General features: G+C 66.8%; 12 protein-coding genes, 1 tRNA gene and 1 pseudogene. 5 read left to right on the top strand and 9 right to left on the bottom strand.

Features of this window, described 5'->3' with window-relative positions; translation table 11 throughout:
* Positions 1-56 precede the first annotated feature (56 nt).
* The 3 genes from HGR_RS04760 (at position 57) to HGR_RS04750 (ending at position 2,361) form a co-directional block, all read left to right on the top strand.
* The gene (locus tag HGR_RS04760) at positions 57-761 is read left to right on the top strand and encodes a pirin family protein (RefSeq protein WP_006296981.1); all 705 of its coding nucleotides are present in this window, start codon (positions 57-59) and stop codon (positions 759-761) included.
* 141 nt (positions 762-902) lie between these two features.
* Positions 903-1,319 (top strand): DoxX family protein, encoded by a 417-nt coding sequence (locus HGR_RS04755; RefSeq protein WP_006296980.1) that lies wholly within the window; start codon positions 903-905, stop codon positions 1,317-1,319.
* 118 nt (positions 1,320-1,437) lie between these two features.
* The gene (locus HGR_RS04750; RefSeq protein ID WP_006296979.1) at positions 1,438-2,361 is read left to right on the top strand and encodes a pirin family protein; all 924 of its coding nucleotides are present in this window, start codon (positions 1,438-1,440) and stop codon (positions 2,359-2,361) included.
* A 71-nt stretch (positions 2,362-2,432) separates the two neighbouring features.
* Here the strand turns inward: HGR_RS04750 and HGR_RS04745 are convergent, their stop codons facing one another.
* The 9 genes and pseudogenes from HGR_RS04745 to HGR_RS04710 all read right to left on the bottom strand — a co-directional run bounded on the left by HGR_RS04745 (position 2,433) and on the right by HGR_RS04710 (position 10,991).
* The gene (locus tag HGR_RS04745) at positions 2,433-3,212 is read right to left on the bottom strand and encodes a sulfurtransferase (RefSeq protein ID WP_006296978.1); all 780 of its coding nucleotides are present in this window, start codon (positions 3,210-3,212) and stop codon (positions 2,433-2,435) included.
* Positions 3,213-3,333: 121 nt separating this feature from the next.
* Positions 3,334-3,409: transfer RNA gene (locus HGR_RS04740), tRNA-Lys, on the bottom strand.
* Positions 3,410-3,446: 37 nt separating this feature from the next.
* Positions 3,447-4,718: an ABC-F family ATP-binding cassette domain-containing protein gene (locus HGR_RS18060; protein ID WP_406564755.1), complete on the bottom strand. Its 1,272-nt coding sequence runs from the start codon at positions 4,716-4,718 to the stop codon at positions 3,447-3,449.
* 234 nt (positions 4,719-4,952) lie between these two features.
* Positions 4,953-5,378: pseudogene (locus HGR_RS18055) on the bottom strand (ATP-binding cassette domain-containing protein); the annotation flags it as partial.
* Positions 5,379-5,496: 118 nt separating this feature from the next.
* Entirely contained in the window at positions 5,497-6,420 is a 924-nt protein-coding gene (gene prmB, locus HGR_RS04730; RefSeq protein WP_006296976.1) for a 50S ribosomal protein L3 N(5)-glutamine methyltransferase, read from the bottom strand.
* Positions 6,417-7,598, bottom strand: a complete 1,182-nt coding sequence (gene dapE / locus HGR_RS04725; RefSeq protein WP_006296974.1) for a succinyl-diaminopimelate desuccinylase — start codon at positions 7,596-7,598, stop codon at positions 6,417-6,419. The genes prmB and dapE overlap by 4 nt, the downstream gene beginning before the upstream one ends.
* A 98-nt stretch (positions 7,599-7,696) precedes the next feature.
* On the bottom strand, positions 7,697-8,521 hold the full coding sequence (gene dapD, locus HGR_RS04720) for a 2,3,4,5-tetrahydropyridine-2,6-dicarboxylate N-succinyltransferase (RefSeq protein WP_006296973.1): 825 nt from the start codon (positions 8,519-8,521) through the stop codon (positions 7,697-7,699).
* 19 nt (positions 8,522-8,540) lie between these two features.
* On the bottom strand, positions 8,541-9,767 hold the full coding sequence (gene dapC, locus HGR_RS04715; RefSeq protein ID WP_006296972.1) for a succinyldiaminopimelate transaminase: 1,227 nt from the start codon (positions 9,765-9,767) through the stop codon (positions 8,541-8,543).
* 111 nt (positions 9,768-9,878) lie between these two features.
* Entirely contained in the window at positions 9,879-10,991 is a 1,113-nt protein-coding gene (locus HGR_RS04710; protein WP_039852304.1) for a peptidoglycan DD-metalloendopeptidase family protein, read from the bottom strand.
* 155 nt (positions 10,992-11,146) lie between these two features.
* On the opposite strand from HGR_RS04710, the gene smc reads away from it, so the two are divergent.
* Together smc and HGR_RS04700 are read left to right on the top strand one after the other, a co-directional pair.
* A complete protein-coding gene (smc, locus tag HGR_RS04705) occupies positions 11,147-14,680 on the top strand; it encodes a chromosome segregation protein SMC (protein ID WP_006296970.1) in 3,534 nt (1,177 codons plus the stop codon).
* Positions 14,677-15,804: a cell division protein ZipA C-terminal FtsZ-binding domain-containing protein gene (locus tag HGR_RS04700; RefSeq protein ID WP_006296969.1), complete on the top strand. Its 1,128-nt coding sequence runs from the start codon at positions 14,677-14,679 to the stop codon at positions 15,802-15,804. Before smc ends, HGR_RS04700 begins: the two co-directional genes overlap by 4 nt.
* The last annotated feature ends 3 nt before the right edge of the window (positions 15,805-15,807 follow it).

The raw sequence follows: 15,807 nt of genomic DNA, 5'->3' as shown, positions 1-15,807 counted from the left end.
CTACAGTCACTCCATCGGCCCGCACCCTCGGCAGGCCTCACAGAAAGGAGCATTCCATGCTGACCATTCGCAAATCCCAGGACCGCGGCTACGCCGACCACGGCTGGCTCAAGTCCTTCCACAGCTTTTCCTTCGCGGGCTACTACGACCCGGAGTTCATGGGCTGGGGCAATCTGCGCGTCATCAACGAGGACCGCATCGCCCCGGGCACGGGCTTTGGCACCCATGGCCACCGCGACATGGAAATCATCAGCTACGTGCTGGAGGGCAACCTCGCGCACAAGGACAGCATGGGCAACGTCAAGGGCATTCCGCCCGGCGACGTGCAGCGCATGAGCGCGGGCAGCGGCGTGCTGCACAGCGAGTTCAACCACGCGGCGGGCCAGCAGACGCATTTCCTGCAGATCTGGATCGAGCCGAACGTGCGCGGCATCGCGCCCAGCTACGAGCAAAAGACCTTCGAGTCCGGCGACAAGCGCGGCCGACTGCGCCTGGTGGCTTCGCCCACGGGCGAAGAGGGTTCAGTGACCGTCCATGCCGATGCACGCCTGTACGCGGGGCTGTTCGATGGTGCGGAGCAGGCGACGCTCCAGCTTGACGCGAATCGCAAGGCCTATGTGCACCTGGTCAAGGGCGAACTGGAAGTCAACGGCCAGAAGCTCACGGGCGGGGACGCGGCGATGATCGCGGCAGAGGCTGAACTGACCTTCGCCAAGGGCAAGGACGCCGAAGTGCTGGTTTTCACCGACTTGGTTCACTGAAACGCGTGGCGCGGCCTGCCTGTGCGGGCCGCGCCCAAAATCCCGCTACCATGCGTGCGAGTGTCCGGGCAGACCAGCGGACACCCAGGCACGGACGTCAAAGCACTGGCCTGAACCCCAACAAACCATCGAGGTAAAACCATGTTCAATCAACTCCAGGCACCGATCACTCTCATCGGCCGCATCCTGCTCGCGCTGCTGTTCGTGCCGGCCGGCATCAACAAGATCAGCGGCTTCTCGGGCGTGGCGGGTTATGTGTCCTCCACCATGCACCTGCCCCAGTTCATGGGCTACGCGGGCGCCGCCGTGGCCATCTTCGTCGAAGTGGTGCTGGGCCTGGCCCTGCTGGTGGGTTACAAGACGCGCTGGAGCGCCTTCATCCTGGCGATCTTCACCATCGTCGCGGGCTTCTTCTTCCACAATTTCTGGAACATGCTGGTGGATCCGGGCAATGTGCAGCAGATTAACTTCTTCAAGAACCTGGCCATCTCGGGCGGCCTGCTGGCCTTCGCGGCCTTCGGTCCCGGCCGTCTGAGCTTCGACGGCAGCCGAGGCTGATTCCCGGCATCTTGCTTGCGGAAAACGGCCGGTTCACCCGGCCGTTTTTTTCTCGTGGCGGTGGGTGCGTGCCGAGCCGGTTCTCCGCGCATCCCCGCGCCATTCAGGAGTAAAGACCATGAATTCATCCGTGCTGGTTCTGTCGGGCCATGAAAAAGATCTGGGCGGTGGTTTCACCGTGTCGCGCGTGTTGCCCTCGGCCCAACGCCAATCCGTCGGCCCTTTCCTCTTCTTCGATCACATGGGGCCGGTCACTGAAACGCCGGGGCGCGAGCATGACGTGCGCCCCCATCCGCACATTGGCCTGGCGACGGTGACTTACCTGTTCGAGGGCGCGCAAATGCACCGCGACAGCGTGGGCTCGCTGCAGCGCATCGAGCCGGGCGCCATCAATTGGATGACGGCCGGACGCGGCATCGTGCATTCCGAGCGCAAGCCCGACGACCTGGTGGACGCGACCTACGGCGTGCACGGACTGCAACTCTGGGCGGCCTTGCCGCGCGACCACGAGGAGGTGGCGCCCAGCTTCGCGCACACGCCCGCCAGCGCAATTCCCGAACTCAAGGCGGACGGCCATTCCGTGCGCGTGCTGATCGGCGAGGCCTTCGGTTTGAAGTCGCCCGTGCAGGTCTACATGCCCACGCTCTACCTGGACGTGAAGCTGCCCGAAGGGGGCATCTTCGAACTCCCACCTTTGTACGAGGAACGCGCCATCTACGCGGTGGACCAGCCCCTGCTGCTGGACTGCCCGGACGGCGCCCAGGTCGAGGTGGGTCACCGGCAGATGGCCGTGCTGCCCAACCAGGAGCCGGGCGCGGCCGGTGGTGCCGTGCGCGTCAAGGCGGGCGAGCGGCCTTCGCGCTTTGTGGTCATCGGCGGCGCGCCGCTGGATGGCCGCCGCTTCATGTACTGGAACTTCGTGTCCACGCGCAAGGAGCGCATCGTGCAGGCCTGTGAGGACTGGGAGGCCCAGCGCATGGGTCAGGTGCCAGGCGAGACGGAACACATTCCATTGCCCCTGCGCAAGTTCACCCCTGCGTGATCGGGCCTGGCGACGCAGAACCCGCACGCAGCGGCGCGGGGTCTGTCCGTTGTGGGTTGAGGGGCGACCTCTCAGTCCACGCTGACGTCGCGGTCGATGGAGGGGTGCGGAGTGCCTGGCGGCAGGGGCGTCAGGTCCGGGCTGAGGGAAATGCGCTCGTCGAAGACAAAGCAGTTGCCCTGGTAGTGCGCGCCGCCCGCTTCCTCGAAATACTTGAGGATGCCGCCCTCGATCTGGTAGACATGGCTCAGACCGGCTTCCTGCATGTAGATGGCGGCTTTTTCGCAGCGGATGCCGCCGGTGCAGTAGCTGATCACCGTCTTACCTTCCAGCTCGGCCTTGTGCGCTTGCACGGCCGCGGGAAACTCCGAGAACTTGCGGATGCGCCAATCGATCGCGCCTTCGAAAGCCCCATGCTGAACCTCGAAGGCGTTGCGCGTGTCCAGCGTGACCACCGGCCGGCCCTCGTCGTCGTGGCCCTGGTCCAGCCACCGCTTCACCGTCAACGGCGCCACGGCCGGGGCACGGCCCTCGGCGGGGCGGATGGTCGGGTGGTTCATGCGGATGATCTCGCGCTTGTGCTTGACCACCAGCTTGCGAAAGGGTTGGTGGTCCGACCAGCTTTCCTTGGGCGCCAGATCGGCCAGGCGCGGGTCCGCGTGCAGGGTCGCGACGAACTCGCGCACGGCCGCCTCGGTACCCGCCACGAAGAGGTTGATGCCTTCCTCGGCCAGCAGCACCGTGCCCTTGAGGCCCAGCGCCTCGGCGTGGGCCTTCAGGCGCTCGCGCAGCTCGGCGGCGTCCGGCAGCGGCACGAACTTGTAGACGGAGATGTTGAGGATGTCGGACATGGTGGATGGTGGCGGCACTGTATAGGAGACATGTCATAGAGAACGTCTCGTATTTTGCGACGAAGCCAAAGAAAAACGCCCCGGCGCTTGAGCGCCAGGGCGTTGATTTCTTTCGGTTGTTTGGTGGGCCCTGAGTGACTCGAACACTCGACCTACGGATTAAGAGTCCGCTGCTCTACCAACTGAGCTAAGAGCCCGAAAGACTGCGATTATGCCACGAAATTCACGCCTTGTTCAAGTGGCCGCTTCCAATGCGTTACCTAATTCGAGCCAGCGTGCTTCCACGCCGTCGAGTTCCGTCTGCAGCGCCGCCATGCGCGTGCTCAGCCGCTGGATTTCGTCCAGGGCCGGGTTCGCGTTCAGGCGTGCCTCGATGCCTTGCTTCTCCTGGCTCAGCGCGGCCATACGCGCCTCGCATTGCTCCAGCTCCTTGCGCATCTGGCGGGTGCGGTTGTTCTCGCGCGGGACGGGCTTGGCCGTGCTGGACGCGTTGAGCGGCGAGTTGACCACGGGGGCCGTGGCGGCCGCTGCGGGGACCGAGGCTGCAGCCTGGCCCGTGGCGCTGGCCTTGATGGCCTCCCGCTGCCGCTTGGCTTCCTCCAGCAGGTAGCGCTGGTAGTCATCCAGGTCGCCGTCGAAGGGCAGCACGCCGCCGCGCGTCACCAACCAGAACTCGTCGCACACGGCACGCAGCAGGGCGCGGTCGTGGCTGACCAACATCAGCGCGCCTTCGAACTCGTTGAGCGCGACGGACAGGGCCTCGCGCGTGGCCAGGTCCAGGTGGTTGGTCGGCTCGTCGAGCAGCAGCAGATTGGGGCGCTGCCAGACCAGCAGGGCCAACACCAGGCGTGCCTTTTCGCCGCCGCTCATGCTGCCCACGGCCTGCTTGACCTGATCGCCCGTGAAGTTGAAGCTACCCAGGTAGCTGCGCAGATCCTGTTCGCGCGTGCTCTGGCCGCTCAGGCGGCCTGCCTGAGTCGTATCGCGGGCGAGGCGAATCATGTGTTCCAGCGGCGTGTCCTGGGGGCGCAGCACGTCCAGCTCCTGCTGCGCGAAGTAGCCGATGGCCAGACCCTTGCCCTGGACGATTTCGCCGGCGATCGGTTTCAGATCGCCCGCGATGGTTTTGACCAGTGTGGACTTGCCCTGGCCGTTCGCGCCCAGGATGCCGATGCGTTGCCCCGCCAGCACGGATTTGCCGACGTTGCGCACGATGGTCGTGGGCGCGGCGCTCGCCTCCGCGCTGGGGTAGCCACAGCTCACGCCTTGCAATGTCAGCATGGGGTTGGGCAGGTTGGCCGGTTCCTTGAACTCGAAGGTGAAGTCGGCCTCGGCCAGCACCGGGCCGATTTTTTCCATGCGCTCCAGGGCCTTGACGCGGCTCTGCGCCTGCTTGGCCTTGCTGGCCTGGGCTTTGAAGCGGGCGATGAATTTTTGCAGGTGGGCGATCTTGTCCTGTTGCTTGGAGTAACTGGCCTGTTGCAGCGCCAATTGCTCTGCGCGCATGTCCTCGAAGCGGCTGTAGTTGCCACCGTAGCGTTTGAGCTGCGCGCTCTCGATGTGCAGCGTCACGTTCGTGATGGCGTCGAGAAACTCGCGGTCATGGCTGATGACAAGCAGCGTGCCTGCGTAGCGTTGCAGCCAGGCCTCGAGCCAGACCAGGGCGTCCAGGTCCAAGTGGTTGGTCGGCTCGTCGAGCAGCAGCAGATCGCTGGGGGCCATCAGCGCACGGGCTAGCTGCAGACGCATGCGCCAGCCGCCGGAGAAGCTGTTGACGGGACGATCCAGTTCCGGGTTCTGGAACCCCAGGCCCAGGATGAGGGCCTGCGCGCGCGCTGGTGCGTCGTGCGCGCCCACGTCCTGCAGCGCCATGTAGGCGTGCGCCATGCGTTCGCCGTCCTCACTGGCCTCGGCCGCAGCAACTTCCGCGTTGACGGCGGCCAGGGCTGTGTCGCCCGCGAGCACGAAGTCCGTGGCGCTTTCATCCGTCTCGGGCATGTCCTGCGCGACCTGTGCCATGCGCCACTGCGCGGGAATGCTGAAATCCCCGCCGTCTTCGTGAATGCTGCCATTGAGCAGGGCGAACAGGGTGGATTTGCCTGCGCCGTTGCGGCCCACCAGGCCGACTTTTTCGCCGGGGTTGATGGTGGCCGAGGCGCCGTCGAGGATGACTTTGGCGCCGCGGCGCAGGGTGATGTTCTTGAGGGTGATCATGGGGTCGGGCGTCCGGGGTGAGCTGGAGATAGCTCTTCGCCGCGATGCGGAGCGCGTTGCGTGGTCGGGATCATCGCGGCGTGTCCGCGCCGGGCGCCGCTGCATCGAGCGCCTCGCGCGTGAGCAGCAATACCTGGTCCGCGCCCGCGCTGGTGTCGAGCCACACGGTGCGGGCGGCCAGGGCAGGGAAGGCGGCTTCGTAATGTTCGCGTTCGTTGCCAATCTCGAGCACCAGCACGGCGTGCGCGCTCATGCGGGCCGGGGCGTCGCGCAGCAGGCGGCGGATGAAGTCCATGCCGTCCGCACCCCCGGCCAAGGCGAGCTCGGGCTCGGCGCGGTATTCGGCGGGCAAGGCGGTCATGCTCTGCTGGTTGACGTAGGGCGGGTTACAGAGGATGAGGTCGTAGCTGCGCGCCACCTGGGCCAGGCCGTCGGACTTCAGCAGTTGCACGCGCTCCTGTAGACCATGTTTGTCGATGTTGATGCGCGCCACGGCCAGGGCCTCGTCGGAAATGTCCGCGCCATCGACCCGCACCTCGGGCCAGGCCAGGGCGGCCAGCACGGCCAGGCTGCCGTTGCCGGTGCAGAGGTCGAGCACCGCGCTCGTGTCCTCGCCCAGCCAGGCGTCCAGCGTGCCTTGGCCATCGGCGTCGGCGATCAGCTCGGCGATGAAGCTGCGCGGCACGATGGTCCGCTCGTCGACGTAGAACGGCACGCCCTGCAGCCAGGCTTCGCGCGTGAGGTAGGCGGCGGGCTTGCGGGTGGCGATGCGCTCGTCGATCAGCGCCAGCGCGTCGCGGGCTTCGGCGGTCGAGACCGAGCGCGCGCCTTCGCTGCCCAGGTCGCAATCCAGCGGCAAGGCCAGCTTCCAGAGCACCAGCCAGGCGGCTTCGTCGTGCGCGTTGGTGGTGCCATGACCGAAGGCCAGCTGGCCCGCCTGATGCGCCGCAGCGAGACGAGCTGCGGCCTGGGCTATGAGTTCGGCCAGCGTCATTGCGCGGCCAGCTTCGCTTGGGCCAGCTTCTCCATGGTGCGCCGGTAGATGTTCTTCAGCGGTTCGATGTCGGCCACGGGAATGTGCTCGTCGATCTTGTGGATGGTGGCGTTGGTGGGGCCCAGCTCGATCACCTGCGGGCAGACCTTGGCGATGAAGCGCCCGTCGCTGGTGCCGCCGGTGGTGGAGAGCTCGGTGTTCAAGCCCGTCTCCTCGCGAATGGCCTGCTGCACCGCGCCGACCAAGGTGCCCACGGGTGTGAGGAAGGGCAGGCCGCCGATGGTCCACAGCAGCTCGTACTCGAGGCCGTACTTGTTCAGCACGCTGGTCACGCGCTGCTGCAGGCCTTCAGGCGTGGATTCGGTGCTGAAGCGGAAGTTGAAGTCCACCACCAGCGCGCCTGGGATCACATTGGTTGCGCCGGTGCCGCCGTGGATGTTGCTCACCTGCCAGCTCGTGGGTTGGAAGTAGTCGTTGCCCCGGTCCCATTCCATGGCCGCCAGTTCGGCCAGCGCGGGCGCGAACAGGTGGATGGGGTTGCGCGCCAGCTGCGGGTAGGCGATGTGGCCCTGCACGCCCTTGACGGTCAGCTTGCCGCTCATGGTGCCACGCCGGCCGTTCTTGATCATGTCGCCCGTCTGCTTGACGGAGGTGGGCTCGCCGACGATGCAGTAGTCCAGCCGCGTGCCGCGCGCCTGGAGCGTCTCGCACACCTTGACGGTGCCGTCCACCGACGGGCCTTCCTCGTCGCTGGTCAGCAGCAGGGCGAGGTTCAGCGGCGCCTGTGGGTACGCCGCGACGAATTCCTCCGCCGCCACCACGAAGGCCGCGATCGAGGTCTTCATGTCGGCCGCGCCGCGCCCGTAGAGCTTGCCGTCGCGGTGCGTGGGCGTGAAGGGGTCTTGGCTCCACAGCGCGACAGGCCCGGTGGGCACCACGTCGGTGTGACCCGCGAAAACCAGGGTCGGCAGAGACGTGAGCGCGTCCGCCGCGGCCAGCGAGGGCCGCACCGACCAGAGGTTGGTGACGCGGAACTCCTCTGGCCCGAACGTCAGTGTTTCGTTCTGGAAACCCAGGGGCGCCAGACGCTGGGCGATCAGCTGCTGGCAGCCACCGTCCTCCGGCGTGACGGAGGGGCGGGCGATCAGTTGCTCGGCGAGCTGAAGAGTTTGGGTCATGGGTTGTCGATCACGGGCGACCGCAGCGCCGGGTTGACCGGACCGCGGGTCGCGTTCCCTTGTTCAAGGGCCAGGCGGCGGCGAAGCCGACTCAAAGGTCAATCTCGCAACAAGTCGTTCAGGCTGGTGGTGGAGCGCGTCTTGGCGTCCACCTTCTTGACGATGATGGCCGCGTACAGGCTGTACTTGCCGTCGGCGCTGGGCAGGTTGCCCGCCACCACCACCGAACCGGCGGGCACGCGGCCCTGGTGGATCTGGCCCGTGGCGCGGTCGTAAATCTTGGTGCTCTGGCCGATGTACACGCCCATGCTGATGACCGAGTTTTCCTCGACGATCACGCCCTCGACGATCTCGCTGCGCGCGCCGATGAAGCAGTTGTCCTCGATGATGGTCGGGTTGGCCTGCAGCGGCTCCAGCACGCCGCCCAGACCCACGCCGCCAGACAGGTGCACGTTCTTGCCCACCTGGGCGCAACTGCCCACGGTGGCCCAGGTGTCCACCATCGTGCCCTCGTCGACATAGGCACCGATGTTCACGTAGCTGGGCATCAAGATGGCGCCCTTGGCGATGTAGCTGCCGCGCCGCGCCACGGCCGGGGGCACCACGCGCACGCCGGTGGCGGCCATTTCCTGGGCCGACAGGTCGGAGAACTTGGTCGGCACCTTGTCGTAGAAGCCCAGGTCACCCGCGCGCACGAGTTCGTTGTCCTTGAGGCGGAAGGACAGCAGCACCGCCTTCTTCACCCACTGGTGCACGGTCCATTGGCCGACCGATTCGCGTGTGGCGACGCGCAGCGTGCCGTTGTTGAGCTGGGCGATGACCGAGTCCACCGCGTCGGCGATGTCCTGCGGGGCGGACTTGGGCGAGAGCTTGGTCCGGTCTTCCCAGGCGGCTTCGATGGTCTGTTGCAGTTGCTGGCTCATGGTATCGGTGTTGTGGTGGTTACTTGTCGGATTGAACGAACTGGACGATGCGCCGGGCGGCTTCCTCGCACTCCGCCGTTTCCGCGACGAGGGCCATGCGGATGCGACCTTGGCCAGGGTTGTGTTGGTGGGCTTCGCGCGCCAGGTAGCTGCCGGGCAAAACCGTGACATTGTATTGAGCCAGCAGTTCCCGCGCGAAAGCCGCGTCATCGCCGCCGCAGACGCCGCGCACGCCAGCCCACAGGTAAAAGCCCGCATCAGGCAGGGCCACGTCCAGCACCTCGGCCAGGATGGGCGTGACCCGCGCGAACTTGGCGCGGTACTGCTCGCGGTTGGCCACGACATGCGCCTCGTCACCCCAGGCCGCGATGCTGGCCGCTTGCGTGGGCGGGGCCATGGCGCTGCCGTGGTAGGTGCGGTAGAGCAGGAAGGCCTTGAGCAGCGCCGCGTCGCCCATCACGAAACCGCTGCGCAGGCCGGGCACATTGCTGCGCTTGGACAGGCTGGTGAAGGCCACCAGGCGCTCGAAGCTGCGGCCCAGCTTGGCGGCGGCCTCCAGCCCGCCCAGGGGCGGCTCGTCGCGGAAATAGATCTCGCTGTAGCACTCGTCCGAGGCGATCACAAAACCGTGCCGGTCGCTCAGTTCGAACAGCTTCTGCCATTCGTCCAGCGGCATCACCGCGCCCGTGGGGTTGCCCGGCGAGCAGACAAACAGCAGCTGCGTGCGTTGCCACACCGCCTCGGGCACGCTGTCCCAATCCACCGCGAAATTGCGTTTCGGGTCGCTGGGCGCGAAGTAGGGCGTGGCGCCCGCCAGCAAGGCCGCGCCTTCGTAGATTTGGTAGAAGGGGTTGGGGCAGACGACGATGGGCCCCTTGCCGTCGCCATCCATTTTCATCGGGTCGATCACCGTCTGCGCAAAGGCGAACAGCGCCTCGCGCGAGCCATTGACTGGCAGTACCTGCGTGGCCGGGTCCAGTTCCAGCCCGTAACGCGACGTCAGCCAGCCAGTGAAGGCCGCGCGCAGCTTGGGCGTGCCGGCCGTCGGCGGGTACGCCGCCAAGTCATTGGCCGGGTCGTACAGCGCGCTGTTGAGCGTCTGTTTGATGAAGTCCGGCGTGGGGTGCTTGGGTTCGCCGATGCCCAAGCTGATGGGGCGGTAAGCGGGGTTGGGCGTGACGCCTTCGAAGAGCTTGCGCAGCCGCTCGAAAGGGTAGGGCTGCAGCTTCTGGAGCAGGGGGTTCATGGGGCTGAATTATCCCGCAGCCCTTGCGGTGTTCTTGTCTGCCGATGCTCTTGGGTTGTGCAACAGGATCCGCGTGCTGGTTCGGGTGAGTGGGTGGACTTTCGCGGCCGCTCATTCGGCAAGACGCTTCGCGCGGTGTGTGCAGGTGTAAGGCCAGATGAGCCGCGTGTTCGCGGGTTGGGTGGTTCCGTCGGTGTACATCACGGGGATAAGCACGAACTTTTCATTCTCAGGCAGGGCTTTGAGCGACGCCGAGTCGAAAGGCGGGCCGCCACGGTAGATGCCATTGGGGTCGAGCCAAAAGCCGTGTTCGGGCACGATGGCGGCGCCAGTATCGGCATAGCGTCGCGAATCGCTGAACCAGGCTGCGTAGTGGATGGCAGGGCGTCGTCCCGTGGTGGGGCGATCCCCCTGGGCTGACAACCCCGAGTTGCCAGTCAGCCCCACGAGATCGCCCATGCGCACCCGCTGACCGAGTTTGAGTGTGGGCGCCTGGTTCAGGTGGGCGTACTGGGTGTAGAGCCACACGGGCAACCCCGTGTCTTCCGGGGCGTGGCGCAGCACGATCTCGCGCCCCCTTTGAGAGTTGTCCGCGCCATACATGCCGACCACCGTGCCGTCAGCCGCGGCGAGGATGGGTGTGTCCCAGGCAGCGGGCATGTCCATGCCGCCATGACGCGCACCGCTGCTGGAACGCTTGTAGTTGTAGGGAAGCGCAAAGTAGTCATCAATGCCGAGGCAGCTGGCCTCCTTCGGAAACTGCGGCCCCAGTCCCGTCTCGAACAATCCGACGCGCTGGAATTGCGCTTCGCTGTCCTGCATCTTGCAACTTTCCCGGCTGATGCCGCACAAGGTCACATGATCGAGCGCGCTGGTCGCGATCTTGTCGGTTTCGTAGCTGGCATCCATCGCCGGTGGATTCACCGGTTCGTTGACATGCTCCAAGGCGCCGCGGCTGCCGGCGCGGTAGAGAGCCGCCATTTCTTCCTTGCTGAGAAATCCGTCGCCGTCTTGATCCAGGGCCTCGAAATTGCCTCGGCGTTTCCATTCCTGCGGGCTGATCAGGTCGTTGTCGTCCGTGTCGATGCGTGAAAAGTCTTCATCCACCCGTTTCTTCAGTTTGCCTTGCGCGCTTCCTGTCACCGGTGCAAGGGCCAGCAACAGGACCAGGAAAAAGCCGATGCACAAGTCGGAAATGCGCGCGACGGGTGAGATTTGAGCCATGTTGCGTTGCCGGTGGAAACCAGGGGAAGTGGCCTCCAATCTAGCGGTTTCCGGGGCACTGGGCCGCGTCGGGCCAGACGGTATGATTTCGTGTTCAGGCAGGCGACTCCTTGTCTGTTTTTGGCCTCCCGATAGAACACTCAAAGCATCCCGCCGTGCGCCTCAACTCCATCAAGCTTTCCGGTTTCAAGTCCTTCGCCGAACCGACCAATTTCATGCTGCCGGGGCAGCTGGTGGGCGTGGTGGGGCCCAACGGTTGCGGCAAGTCCAACATCATGGACGCGGTGCGCTGGGTGCTGGGCGAGAGCCGCGCTTCGGAGCTGCGCGGTGAGTCCATGCAGGACGTGATCTTCAACGGCACCACCAGCCGCAAGGCCGCCAGCCGCGCCAGCGTGGAGCTGGTGTTTGACAACGCCGACCACCGCGCGGGTGGCCAGTGGGGCCAGTACGCCGAGATCGCGGTCAAGCGCGTGCTCACGCGCGACGGCACCAGCAGCTACTACATCAACAACCAGCCGGTGCGCCGCCGCGACGTGCAGGACGTGTTCCTCGGCACGGGCCTGGGGCCGCGTGCCTACGCCATCATCGGCCAGGGCACGATCAGCCGCATCATCGAATCCAAGCCGGAGGAGCTGCGCCTGTTCCTGGAAGAGGCCGCGGGCGTGTCCAAGTACAAGGAGCGCCGCCGCGAGACCGAGAACCGCCTGTCCGACACGCGCGAGAACCTGACCCGGGTGGAAGACATCCTGCGCGAGCTGAACGCCAACCTCGAAAAGCTGGAACACCAGGCCGAGGTGGCGCAGAAGTACAAGACCTTGCAGGCCGAGGCCAGCCTCAAGCAGCACCAGCTCTGGTTCCTGCGCCGCGCGGAGGCCGAGGCCGAGCAAAAGCGCATTCACGCCGAAGGCGAGCGCGCCGTGATCGACCTGGAGGCGCGCGTGGCCGACCTGCGCCACATCGAGGCCGAGCTGGAAACCATCCGTCAGGCGCATTACGCGGCGGGCGACCAGGTCAACCAGGCCCAGGGCAAGGTCTACGAGGCCGGCGCCGAGGTGGGCCGCCTAGAGGCCGAAATCCGCTTCGTGGTCGAGGGCCGCCAGCGCGCGCAGGAGCGCCTGAAAGCCTTGAAGGAACAGAACAGCCAGTGGGGCGAGCGCAAGGGCGATGCCCTGGCCGAGATCGAGCGCCTGGCCGAGCTGGCCTCGACCGGCGAGGAAAAGAACGTCGAGCTGGCCGCTCAGCTGGAAGAGCAATCCGCCGCCTTGCCCGAGTTGGAGGACGCGGTGCGCCAGGCCCAGCAGCGCGCCAACGAGCAAAAGAGCAGCGTGCACGAAGTGCAGCAGCAGATCCAGGTGCTGGCGGCCGAGCAGCGCGGCATCGAGGAGCAAACGCGCCAGCTGCAGCAACGCCGCGAGCGCCTGGACACCGACAAGAAAGCCCTGGCCGCGCCCGACGAGGCCAAGCTGCAGGCCCTGCAAGCCCAGAACACCCAGGCCCGCGAAGCCGCCGAAGAGGCCCAAGCCCGCTTGCACGACTTGCAGGAACGCACGCCTGAGCTGGACAGCGAGCGCCAAGAGAAACAGCGCGCCGCCAACACCGAAAGCGCCCGGCAGGCCGATTTGTCCGCGCGGCTGGAAGCGCTCAAGGCCTTGCAGGACAAGGTCAAGACCGATGGCAAGCTGCAGCCCTGGCTGGCCAAGCACGGCATGGACGGCCTGCAGGCCCTGTGGACACAGCTGCACATCGAGCAAGGCTGGGAGCACGCCCTGGAAGCCGCGCTGCGTGAACGCATGGCCGCGTTGCCCATCAGCCGGTTGGAAATGCTGAAGTCCTTCGCGGCCGACGCGCCCCCGACCAAGCTGGCCTTCTACAGCGCACCCGCGGCTGCGGCCGAAGCGCCGGCCAGCGGCAAGGTGGGCTTGCCGCTGCTGGCCAGTCTGCTGCGCGTGGGCGACGCGGGCCTCAAGGCCGTGCTGGCCGACTGGTTGCAGGGCTGCTACGTCGCCCAGAGCTGGGAAGAGGCCCAGGGTCAGCGCGAGCAGCTCGGGGCGGGCGAGGTCATCTACGTCAAGAGCGGTCACGCCCTGGGCCGCCACAGCGTGAGCTTCTACGCCCAGGACAATGAACAGGCCGGCCTGCTGGCCCGCGCCCAGGAAATCGAAAGCCTGGAGAAGCAGGTGCGGGCCCAGGTCTTGATCAGCGAGGAAGCCAAGAGCGCCCTGGTGCGTGCCGAGGCCGCCTATGCCGACGCGGCCCAGCGCCTGGTGGCCGTGCGCCGCGAGGCCGACGAGGCCCAGGCCCGCGCCCACGAGGTGCAGGTTGAAACCCTGCGCCTGACCCAGCTGGCCGAGCAGACCCGTGCCCGCAGCGAGCAGCTGCAAGGCGACATGGCCGAGGTGGATGCGCTGCTGGAAGACCTGCAAGAGCGCCGCATGGCCGCCGAGGCGCGCTTCGAGGAGCTGGACATGCGCCTGGCCGACAGCCAGGAACGCCAGGCCCAACTGGACGAGCGCGTGCTGGAGGCCGAGCGCAAGCTGGCCGCCAGCCGCGAGCAACTGCGCGCGCTGGAGCGTCAGGCCCAGGAGGCGACCTTCGCCCTGCGTTCGCTCGACGCACGCAAGGCGGAGTTGGCCCGCGCCATCGAGACCGCCGAGCAGCAGTCGGCCGCCATCGCCAGCGAGGAGCAGCGCCTCAACGAAGAACTGACGCGCGCCACCGATGCCGCCGCCCAGGCGGGGCTGCAAGGCGCGCTGGCGCTCAAGACCGAGCGCGAGCAGCAACTGGCCGCCAAGCGCAGCGAGTACGACGACCTCACGCTCAAGCTGCGCGCCAGCGACGAGCGCCGTGTCAAGCTCGAGCGCGAGCTGGAGCCGCTGCGCGCGCGCATCACCGATTTGCAACTCAAGGAACAGGCCGCGCGCCTGGGTCTGGAGCAGTACACCCAGCAACTGGCCGAGGCCCAGGCCGACCTGGAGGCCGTGGCGCTTTCCATCGAGGAGGGCAAGGTGCGCCTGCGCGGGGGTGAGGGCGGTTTGCAGGGCGAGATCGAGCGTCTCAACCGCGAGATCGCGGCGCTGGGCGCGGTCAACCTCGCGGCCTTGGAGGAACTGGCGACAGCGCGCGAGCGCAAGCAGTTCCTGGACGCGCAGTCGGCCGACCTGAACGATGCCATGAACACACTGGAATCCGCCATCCGCAAGATCGACGCCGAAACGCGCGACCTGCTGGGCGACACCTTCAAAACCGTCAACGAGCACTTCGGCAAGATGTTCCCCGAGCTGTTCGGAGGCGGCCAGGCCAAGCTCATCATGACGGGCGAGGAAATCCTGGACTCGGGCGTGCAGGTCATGGCCCAGCCGCCGGGCAAGAAGAACCAGACCATCCACCTGCTGTCGGGCGGCGAGAAGGCGCTGACCGCCATCGCGCTGGTGTTCGCCATCTTCCAGCTCAACCCCGCGCCTTTCTGCTTGCTCGACGAGGTCGACGCGCCGCTGGACGACGCCAACACCGAGCGGTACGCGCGCCTGGTGGGCAGCATGAGCAAGGGCACGCAGTTCCTCTTCATCAGCCACAACAAGATCGCGATGGAGATGGCCGAACAACTGATCGGCGTGACCATGCAGGAGCAGGGTGTGTCGCGCATCGTCGCCGTGGACATGGAAGCCGCCGTGTCGATGGCCGAGGCATGAGCGCACTGCAAATCGGCCTGCTGATCGCCGGCCTGTTGGTGCTGGCGGGCGTGCTGGCGCACGGTTGGTGGACCGCCCGGCGTGGTCGGCCGCGTCTGGCTGAACCGGAGCACCGCGGCTGGCCTTATCTCGAACCGCACCACGCGCAGTCCACTTCCGCGCCGTCCTTGACACCGCACGCGCCTCAGGTGCCTGTGTCGCATCCCGGCATCGAGCCTGATGCGTCCTGGGCCGCAGCGGCGCAGGACGTTCCCGCGGTCCCCACCGACCGGCGCTTGCAGCACAACCACCTCGACCCCTTGATCGACGTGCTGGCGACCATCGAATTGGAGTTGCCCATTTCGGGCGACGCCGTGTTGCACAACCTGCCCGCGACACGCCGCGTGGGCAGCAAGCCCTTCACCGTCGAGGCGCAGGCCGATGACGGCACGTGGGAGCAGCCGCAGCCTGGTCAGCAGTACAGCCTCTTGCAAACCGGTGTGCAGCTGGCCAACCGGGCGGGGGCTTTGAATGAGCTGGAGTATTCCGAGTTCGTGCTCAAGACCCAAGCCTTGGCCGACGCCTTGGGCGGCGCGGTCGACTTGCCCGACATGTTGGACGCGATGGCGCGCGCGCGCGAGCTGGATGGATTTGCCCAGGCGCACGACGCGCAACTGAACATCACCCTGCGCGCCAGCCGCACGGCTTGGAGCGCGGGCTATGTGCAGCAGCTGGCCACGCGGCTTGGCTTCGTGGATGGCGTGCTGCCGGGGCGCATGGTGCTGCCCCGCGTGGCCGGGCAATCGCCCGTGCTCGCGGGCCTGCCCCAGCAAGCGGTGCTGACCCTGCACCACGATCCGCAGGCCGCCACCTCGGCCGACCCCGCCATGACCGCGATCCGCGAAGTCACGCTCAGCCTGGACGTGCCCCAGGTGCCGCGCGCCGAGCGTCCTTACGAACGCCTGCGCGCCGTGGCCACCCACCTGGCCCAGCAAATGGACGGCCGCCTGGGCGACGACGCGGGCCGCTTGCTGGTGGTGGAAGACCTGGACCGCATCGGCGCGGAGCTGGAGTCCTTGTACGACGCGCTGGAGGCGCATGGCTTGCCCGCGGGCTCGTCCGCGGCCCGCCGTCTGTTCAGTTGAGAC

It is taken from the genome of Hylemonella gracilis ATCC 19624, from assembly GCF_000211835.1.
GTDB classification, from domain to species: Bacteria; Pseudomonadota; Gammaproteobacteria; order Burkholderiales; family Burkholderiaceae_C; genus Hylemonella; species Hylemonella gracilis.
Note: the sequence above shows the minus strand (reverse complement) of the source record. Positions and strands in the feature narration are given on the sequence as shown.

Bases quoted from the DNA above. Each gene is read 5' to 3' on its own strand.
- prmB (WP_006296976.1), bottom strand. From the start codon at position 6,420: ATGACGCTGGCCGAACTCATAGCCCAGGCCGCAGCTCGTCTCGCTGCG.
- HGR_RS18060 (WP_406564755.1), bottom strand. From the start codon at position 4,718: ATGCGCGCAGAGCAATTGGCGCTGCAACAGGCCAGTTACTCCAAGCAA.
- HGR_RS04700 (WP_006296969.1), top strand. From the start codon at position 14,677: ATGAGCGCACTGCAAATCGGCCTGCTGATCGCCGGCCTGTTGGTGCTG.
- dapD (WP_006296973.1), bottom strand. From the start codon at position 8,521: ATGAGCCAGCAACTGCAACAGACCATCGAAGCCGCCTGGGAAGACCGG.
- HGR_RS04750 (WP_006296979.1), top strand. From the start codon at position 1,438: ATGAATTCATCCGTGCTGGTTCTGTCGGGCCATGAAAAAGATCTGGGC.
- dapE (WP_006296974.1), bottom strand. From the start codon at position 7,598: ATGACCCAAACTCTTCAGCTCGCCGAGCAACTGATCGCCCGCCCCTCC.
- HGR_RS04760 (WP_006296981.1), top strand. From the start codon at position 57: ATGCTGACCATTCGCAAATCCCAGGACCGCGGCTACGCCGACCACGGC.
- dapC (WP_006296972.1), bottom strand. From the start codon at position 9,767: ATGAACCCCCTGCTCCAGAAGCTGCAGCCCTACCCTTTCGAGCGGCTG.
- HGR_RS04755 (WP_006296980.1), top strand. From the start codon at position 903: ATGTTCAATCAACTCCAGGCACCGATCACTCTCATCGGCCGCATCCTG.
- HGR_RS04745 (WP_006296978.1), bottom strand. From the start codon at position 3,212: ATGTCCGACATCCTCAACATCTCCGTCTACAAGTTCGTGCCGCTGCCG.
- HGR_RS04710 (WP_039852304.1), bottom strand. From the start codon at position 10,991: ATGGCTCAAATCTCACCCGTCGCGCGCATTTCCGACTTGTGCATCGGC.